This window comes from Micromonospora sp. CPCC 206060 (genome assembly GCF_036906895.1).
Lineage (GTDB): Bacteria > Actinomycetota > Actinomycetes > Mycobacteriales > Micromonosporaceae > Micromonospora.
This window is the reverse complement of the sequence record NZ_JBAKHU010000126.1, coordinates 1-7,645: the sequence shown is the minus strand read 5'-3', so window position 1 is coordinate 7,645 and position 7,645 is coordinate 1. Positions and strand designations below refer to the sequence as shown.

8 protein-coding genes are annotated in these 7,645 nt (G+C 69.8%); 5 read left to right on the top strand and 3 right to left on the bottom strand.

Annotated elements, in window-relative coordinates; translation table 11 throughout:
• Positions 1–319: 319 nt before the first annotated feature.
• Positions 320–1,003 (bottom strand): TioE family transcriptional regulator, encoded by a 684-nt coding sequence (locus V6U90_RS31795; RefSeq protein ID WP_334444604.1) that lies wholly within the window; start codon positions 1,001–1,003, stop codon positions 320–322.
• A gap of 91 nt (positions 1,004–1,094) precedes the next feature.
• Between V6U90_RS31795 and V6U90_RS31790 the strand changes: the two genes are divergently transcribed.
• Positions 1,095–2,270, top strand: coding sequence for an erythromycin esterase family protein (locus tag V6U90_RS31790; RefSeq protein WP_334444602.1), 1,176 nt, complete (start codon positions 1,095–1,097; stop codon positions 2,268–2,270).
• 42 nt (positions 2,271–2,312) lie between these two features.
• Here V6U90_RS31790 and V6U90_RS31785 read toward each other — a convergent pair whose 3' ends face one another.
• Positions 2,313–2,546, bottom strand: a complete 234-nt coding sequence (locus V6U90_RS31785) for a hypothetical protein (protein ID WP_334444600.1) — start codon at positions 2,544–2,546, stop codon at positions 2,313–2,315.
• 442 nt (positions 2,547–2,988) lie between these two features.
• On the opposite strand from V6U90_RS31785, the gene V6U90_RS31775 reads away from it, so the two are divergent.
• Positions 2,989–3,900, top strand: coding sequence for a helix-turn-helix domain-containing protein (locus V6U90_RS31775; protein ID WP_334444598.1), 912 nt, complete (start codon positions 2,989–2,991; stop codon positions 3,898–3,900).
• Between the two features lie 160 nt (positions 3,901–4,060).
• Here V6U90_RS31775 and V6U90_RS31770 read toward each other — a convergent pair whose 3' ends face one another.
• Positions 4,061–4,702 carry a LysE family translocator gene (locus V6U90_RS31770; RefSeq protein WP_334444596.1) on the bottom strand — a complete coding sequence of 214 codons (642 nt, stop codon included), beginning with the start codon at positions 4,700–4,702 and terminating at the stop codon, positions 4,061–4,063.
• A gap of 140 nt (positions 4,703–4,842) precedes the next feature.
• Here V6U90_RS31770 and V6U90_RS31765 point away from each other — a divergent pair, with 140 nt between their 5' ends.
• The 3 genes from V6U90_RS31765 (at position 4,843) to V6U90_RS31755 (ending at position 7,318) form a co-directional block, all read left to right on the top strand.
• Positions 4,843–5,487, top strand: coding sequence for a LysE family translocator (locus V6U90_RS31765; RefSeq protein ID WP_334444594.1), 645 nt, complete (start codon positions 4,843–4,845; stop codon positions 5,485–5,487).
• 78 nt (positions 5,488–5,565) lie between these two features.
• Positions 5,566–6,351, top strand: a complete 786-nt coding sequence (locus tag V6U90_RS31760) for a Clp protease N-terminal domain-containing protein (RefSeq protein WP_334444592.1) — start codon at positions 5,566–5,568, stop codon at positions 6,349–6,351.
• Positions 6,341–7,318 carry an asparaginase gene (locus V6U90_RS31755; RefSeq protein WP_334444590.1) on the top strand — a complete coding sequence of 326 codons (978 nt, stop codon included), beginning with the start codon at positions 6,341–6,343 and terminating at the stop codon, positions 7,316–7,318. Before V6U90_RS31760 ends, V6U90_RS31755 begins: the two co-directional genes overlap by 11 nt.
• Positions 7,319–7,645 lie beyond the last annotated feature (327 nt).

Sequence of the window (7,645 nt, the reverse complement as noted above, 5' to 3'; positions counted from 1 at the left end):
CTCGTTTCAGCCATGAGCCTCTATCCCTCAAGTCCTGGCCTCCACGTTACGAGGGGAACCACAGTCTGCACGATGACGTCTTGTTCGTCGGTGGAGCAGCGTGCGTAGCCGACTCGGGTTCCGTTTACCCCCGGGATTGTTCCGGATAGGGCACCGTCATCGGAACGACGCGCGGAACACTCTTACGGAACACCCCTGGCCTTGGCTGATGATGGCGCTGAAGCTGTTCCGATGGCCGGTCCCCTTGTGGAACGCCTATTGGACATGTCGGCCGCCGCCAGCGCTGTCGCTTTCGACTGTTGGTGGTTGTGACTCGGTCTCAGGGTTCGCGGGCGCGGAGGTACGCGTCCAGGTCGGCGGCGCCCTTGAGCATGGCGCGGCCCCGGGCAGACAGGCGGGCCTGCCAGTCGCGCAGGGTCGACTCCAGCGGGGCGACGCCTCCGGCGGCGCGGACCTGAGCGATCAGCGGGGCGATCTGCTCCAGCAGGTAGCCGCCCCGCCTGAGCTGGTGGGCCAGCCGGACGTCCCGTACGTCGCCCGCGCTGTAGGTCCGGTAGCCCGTCTGCGGATCGCGGCGCGGCTGGACCAGCCCGGCGTTCTCCCATTTGCGCAGGGTGGCAGGGCGGAGGCCGAGCCGCCTTGCCAGGGGACCGATGAACGTGTCGCCGCGTTCCTGCGGCACGGGCGTCAGGTCGCGGAGCGCGGCTTCGACGGCCTGGAGGGTGCGGCGGTCGTCGAGGAGTTGACCGTGGCTTTCGTCGATGAGTCGCAGCGCGTCCTCGGTGGCACCCCGGTTGATCGCCCGCATGATCGACGTGGCCGTCTGGTGACCGTGCCCGGACACGAGGGCGAGGAACGCGCGCAGGGCTTGCGCGTGCAGCGGCGTGTAGGTGCGGTAGCCGTAGACGGTGCGTTCGGCGGCGGGCAGGATGCCGGCGTCCTCGTAGTTTCTGATCGCCTGCGTGGACAGGCCGTGCTCGCGCGCCAGGTCCACTGGCCTCATGAATGCACCACCGATTGAAGGTTCATCGCGACAGAAGTGGGATTTTTCCCGGGAAAGTTTACACCGAGGGTTCAACGATACCGTTGACGGTATGGAGATCAAGGACACGGCCCGGCCACTCGACGGCGCAGGCATCTCGGCGTTCCTCCGCTCGCTTCCCGCGCGGCCCCTGCTGCTCGGCCTGGGCGAGGCCCGGCACTTCGTGGGGGAGCTGGGCGAGTTGCGCAACGAGATCTTCCGGCATCTGGTCGAGCACGAGGGCTACCGGTCGTTCGCCATTGAGAGCGACTGCCTCATGGGCCTCGTGGTGGACGACTACATCACGAGCGGCGCGGGCACGCTCGATGACGTCATGGAACGCGGCTTCAGCCACAACTTCGGCGCCGCACCGGGCAACCGCGAGCTCGTGCGCTGGATGCGGGCGTACAACGAGGAACATGACGAAAAGCTGCGGTTCTTCGGGTTCGACGGCCCTCTAGAGTATTGGGCGGCGAGCCCGCGCCAAGCGCTCACCGGCCTCTACGCCCTCCTCGACGGCCCGCTCCCCGGCACCGTAGTAACCAGGGAAACCCTCGACACGCTGCTGGGCCCAGACGACCGGTGGTCGAACGAAGCCGCCGCCATGGATCCGTCCCAGTCGATCGGCCAGTCCGCCGACGCCCAGCGGCTGCGGCTGATCGCCGACGACCTGGTGGCGCTGCTCGACACGCAGGCGCCGCAGCTGAACGCGCAGGACAGATGGCGGGCGGCACTGTACGGGCGCACCGCCACCGGCCTGCTCCGCTACCACTACTGGATGGCCGACGCGTCCCCGGCACGGTGGACCCGACTGTCGGCCCTGCGAGACGCGATGATGGCCGCCAACCTGCGCGCCGTCGCCAAGCACGGCCCGGCCCTGGTCTACGCCTCCAACCTCCACCTACAACGGAACAAGAGCTTCATGCCGCTCGGCGACCAGCAGCTGGAGTGGTGGAGCGCGGGAGCGATCACCGCGACGCAACTCAGCGACCGGTACGCCTTCCTGGCCTCAGCCTTCGGCACGGCCGGCGACAACACACCGCCCCCGGACACCGTCGAGGGCATCCTGTCCACGCTCCCATGGGACCATTCCCTCATCGACGCCCGCCGCCTGGCCCAGGCCATCACAAAACCCGCCCCGCGCATCTCGCACGACTTCGCCTATTTCCCGTTGGACCCAGCCCAGCTCGACATGATCGACGGCGTCGTCTTCCTCAAACAGGCCGTCAGGCTGGGCCGGCTGGGTTGACAGGGCGCGTGCGTGTCAGGCTGGGCTGACACGCACGCGCACTCATACTGGTCGGCGTCGAACGCCCGTAGTGAGCGCAGGCGCCGACGTCGCCGTGGCGTCAACCGCCGGTTTGGTCAGCCACGCCAGCCGGGTCATCCCCAACCCGGCATCCACCCTCGGCAGCAGATCCAGATCGGCGATCATCTGCTCGGTCAACAGCGGCGCGACCAGATCATGGGTGACCGTCGTGGCCGCGACCCGGGCGGTGGCCACCATCTCCAGCAGGCTGACCACCCCGGGACGTACCGTCCGATTCGCGATCAGATCCGGGGTCGACGAACGCCACGTCCGCCAGGGCCAGCGTGAAGAACCGGACCAGCTCGTCCGTGCCGATGTCCGGGTACGACTTCAGCCGCTCCATCTGGTCATCCGAACACTCCCTACGCCACTAGGCAAACAGCCGCGAACGTAGTGGAGACCACCACTATGACGATCATCGACCCGCGTTTCCGCAGGTCAGCCAATCCGTTGATTTTTCCGCCAGGACCACGGAAACCCCGTCTACCGGGCGCTACGCGCCGACGCGAGCGGCTTCGTGCTCAAGGACATCACACCGCCGCGCCTGCTCGACGCGATCCACACGGTCGCTGTTGCCGCCGTTGCGGGCCACCGTACCCGCCGGGACACCCGGCAACCGGCTTGACTCTCCAGCGGCTGGAGGGTTGATCCTGCTGGGGTGACCGACCGCACGGACCTGTACACCATCGGGCAGCTCGCGCAGCGTACCGGCCTGCCGGTACGCACCATCCGCTTCTGGTCCGACACCGGCGTCGTCGCACCGACGTGCCGGTCGCCGGGCGGCTACCGGCTCTACGACGCCCAGGCGGTGGCCCGGCTGGACCTGGTGCGCACCCTGCGGGAGCTGGGCCTGGACCTGGGCACCATCGGGCGGGTCCTGACCCGGCAGAGCACGGTGGCCGAGGTCGCCCGGGCGCACCTACAGGCCGTGGACACCCAGATCCGCGCCCTGCGCCTACGCCGGGCGGTCCTGCGGTCGATCACCGCACGTGACAGCACCATCGAGGAGTTGAGGATCTTGAACAAACTGGCCCACCTGTCCGCAGCGCAACGGCAGCAGATGATCGACGACTTCGTCGACCGGGTCTTCGACGGCGTCGACCCGCAGGCCCCGGGGGCGCACCTGGCCGCGGCGATGCGTCAACTGCCGGCCCACCTGCCCGACGACCCCACCACCGAGCAGGTCGACGCCTGGCTGGAACTGGCCGAACTGGTCGCCGACGCCGGCTTCCGTGACCGGGTACGGCAGATGGCGGTGGCCGGCGCGACCCCGAACGACGATCCCGGACCGCAACCGGACCCGGCGCTGGTCCTCACGCACGCCGGGGCCGCGCACGCCGAGGGCGTCGACCCGCGCTCGCCACAGGCCCGCCCGATCCTGGACCGGATCGTGGACCCCGGCATGCCCGCCGACGAGCGGCGCCGGTTGGCCGACCAGATCGCGCTGTTCACCGACCGTCGGGTGGAGCGGTACTGGCAGCTCCTGGGTGTGCTCAACGGTCGGCCACCGTTCCCGCCCAGCGCAGCGGCGTTCGAATGGTTCGTCGCCGCGCTACGCGCACACCCGTGAGCCGGCCGGGTACTCCGTCTCCGGTCCGGCGTCCGCGAGGTGCCGGGCCGGCTGCGGCCGCTGCGCCAGTGGCACGACAACAAGAACCTGCGGGCACCGGCCACAGTTCGAACAGCCCGCACGGTTCGTCGACGTGATGGTCCGGGCCCAGGTGGGATCGTCAGGGGCCGTCGGCGACCAGCCGGGCACCGAACCCGACCAGCACCACCCCGGTCGCGGTGTCCAGCAGCCGCCGGACGGCACGCCGACGCAACACCCGCCGCGCCCGGTCCAGGCCGGCGACCACCAGCAGCAGGTACGCCAGCGACAGCACCGCATGACTGACCGCGAACGCTATCACCACGGCCACCGGGGTGGCCGGGCCGACGAACTGCGGCAGCACCGCCAGGTAGAACACCAGCACCTTCGGGTTGGTGACCGTGGACAGGAACCCCTGCCGCCAACCGGCCTGCCGCTGCGCGCGTGCCGCCGCACCGTCACCCGGCCGGTGCGCCGCGACCGGGTCGTACCGACCCCGCCAGGCCGAACGGAACGCCTGACCCGCCAGCAACACCAGGTAGGCGATACCCGCCCAACGGATCGCCAGGAACAGCGGCTGCGAGTGCACGATCACCGCGCCCAGCCCGGCGACCGCCACGCTGCCCTGCACGATGTTGGCGCTGGCCACCCCCACCGCGCTCCACCGACCGCGCAGCGAACCACCGGTGAGGGTGTTACGCACGATCACCGTGAAGTCGACACCGGGAATCAGCACCAGCACGACCGCGAAGACCAGGAACGACAGGTACGACGACCAGCTCACGGCCCCACCATAACGACGTGCCGGGCAGCTACCGGCCCGATATCCCGACCACCGGACGACCACACCCCCTCGTGGCACACAGACCAGGAACCACCGATTGGCGCTCGGCGCCACCCACGGATGCGGGCAGGATCACGGGCATGGTGAACGGGGAAGCGGTCGTCGGGGTGGTGCTCGTCTCCTTGGGGATGGTGCTCACACCCGGCCCGAACATGATGTACCTGGTGTCGCGCAGCATCACCCAGGGCCGGCGGGCCGGACTGGTGTCGCTGGCCGGGGTGGCCGTCGGTTTCCTGGCATACCTGGCCGCCGCGACGTTCGGCCTGTCGGCGGTGTTCACGGCGGTGCCCCAGCTCTACCTGACGGTGAAACTCGCCGGCGCCGCCTACCTGGCGTGGCTGGCCTGGCAGGCGGTACGCCCCGGCGGGACATCCGTGTTCACCCCGGTGGAACTGACCCCCGATCCGACGCGCCGACTGTTCACCATGGGCCTGCTGACCAACCTGCTCAACCCGAAGGCGGCGATCCTGTACGCCTCGCTGATCCCGCAGTTCATCGACGTGCCGGCCGGGCACCTGGTGGTACAGGGTTTCCTGCTCGGCGGGGTGCAGATCGCGGTGAGCATGGTGGTCAACACGGCACTGATCCTCACCGCCGGGAGTGTGGCGGTGTTCCTGGCCCGCCGGCCGACGTGGCTGCGTATCCAGCGCTACGTCACCGGCACGGTCCTCGGCCTGGTCGCCGTACGCCTGGCCACCGACCCGGCACGCCCGGCCACGACCTGACCCTACGCGGACCGACCTGCGGCGGTCGGTAGGACAGTGGTGCACCCTCCCACCACCCATACCCCCACTGTAACCCCTATGGGGTTACAGTGGGGGTATCTCTGCTGCGGGGAACGGGAGAACACCACCATGCCGAAAATCAACATCTACCTGCCCGACGAACTCGCCGACGCCATCCGCGACACCGGCCTACCGGTCTCCGCGATCTGCCAACGCGCCCTGGAACAAGCCGTCCGCCGCGTCACCGCCATCCGCGAAACCACCGTCCACGACCTCACCGACGACGACCTCGCCACCCGGCTACCCCGGTTCACCGCCCGCACCCGCACCGCCCTCCGCCTGGCCATCGACCAGGCCGCAACCACCGACACCGCAGTGAGCACCGCCGACCTGCTCACCGGCCTGCTCACCGAAGGCAACAACCTCGCCCTGCACATCCTGCACGCCATGGAGGTCGACCCGACCCCACTGGCCCACGACCTCGACCGCCACACACCCAACGAACCCGGCGGCCAACCCGGCCGGTTCACCACCCCCGCCACCAACGCCCTCGAACTCGCCGTCACCGAAGCCACCGCCCTGGGCCACAACTACGTCGGCACCGAACACCTACTCCTCGGCCTGACCGCCGAACCCGACGGCGCCGCCGGCCAACTCCTGCGCGCCCGCGGCCTCGAACTACGCCTGACCCGCCGCACCGTCACCGGCGCACTCGCCGGCTACATGCACCTCAACGCCCAAACCCAGACCGACACCACCACCGGCCCGACGGCACTGACCGAACTGGTCCGCGCCGAACTACGCCCCCTGATCGAACGCCTCGAACGCCTCGAACAGCACATCGGACCCACCGATGCCCACTGACCCCCACCGCCGAGTACTACTACTGGCCACCGGCGACACCATCGCCCACGACCTCACCCACCACCGGGTGGCCACCGGCACCGACCTGCTCGCCACCCTCCCCACCCCACCGGCCTGCACGGTCACCGCGCACGACGTACCCGCACCACCAAGCTGGGACACCACCACAGCCACCATGCTGGCCCTCGCCCGCCGCACCCGCACCGCCATCCTCAACGACGGTTTCCACGCGGTCGTCATCACCCACGGCATCGACACCATCGAGGAAACCGCCTACCTGATCGACCTGCTCGCCGCCGACGCCACCACCCACGGCACCATCGTGCTGACCGGCGCCACCACCACCCTCGACACCCCGTCCACCGACGGACCCGCCAACCTGCACACCGCCCTGACCGCCGCCACCGACCCGACCACCCGCGGCCTCGGCGCCCTGGTCTGCGCCAACGGCGACCTGCACGCCGCCCGCCGGGCACACCTGGCCGACGCCACCACCCACGCAGGACTCACCTCCGCACCCCACCCGCCACTGGCCCGGGTGATCAACGGACGCGTCGAACAGCTCACCACCCCACCACCACGGCCACCGGCACCCACCGGCGACCCCGAACCCGACGTCGCCCTGATCAAGACCTACCCGGACATGCCCGCAGCCCTGCTGACCTGCGTCGTCGACGCCGGAGCACGCGGAGTGGTCCTGGAAGGCACCGGCGCCGGCAACGTACCCGTCGAACTGTTCGCCACCATCGACGAACTGACCAGCTGGGACATCCCCGTCGTGGTGGCCTCCCGCTGCCACACCACCGACACACCACTGGCCGACCTACCCGGGGCATCCGGACTGGCCGCCACAGTCGGCGCGATCAGCGCCCACGGCCTGTCACCGGTCAAAGCCCGCATAGCCCTGATGGTCGCCCTCGGCGGCGGGGGAGTCACCGCCGCACGCGACTGGTTCGACCGACTCTGACCCCACACCCACCACCGGTCCTCCGCACCACCGGCGGCACCGTACGCCCGACAGACCCCGACCACCACAATCCACTTGCCCGACCACCCACCACCGGCGACGCTGCCCACGCCACACCACAACCGGGGGAGAGGGGCCACCATCGCAGCACCCTCTACAAAGCCCTACCCGAACTCACCCCACCCCAGCCCACCAACAGACCCACCCCGCCCGCACCGGCCAGCACGACCAACTGCTCACCTCCACACCACGCCCTCCCACCTAAGTGGTCCGTTCCGTAAGTCCTTCGGGGGTTATGTGGCGAGGGCCGGTGCGGCAGGCTGGTGG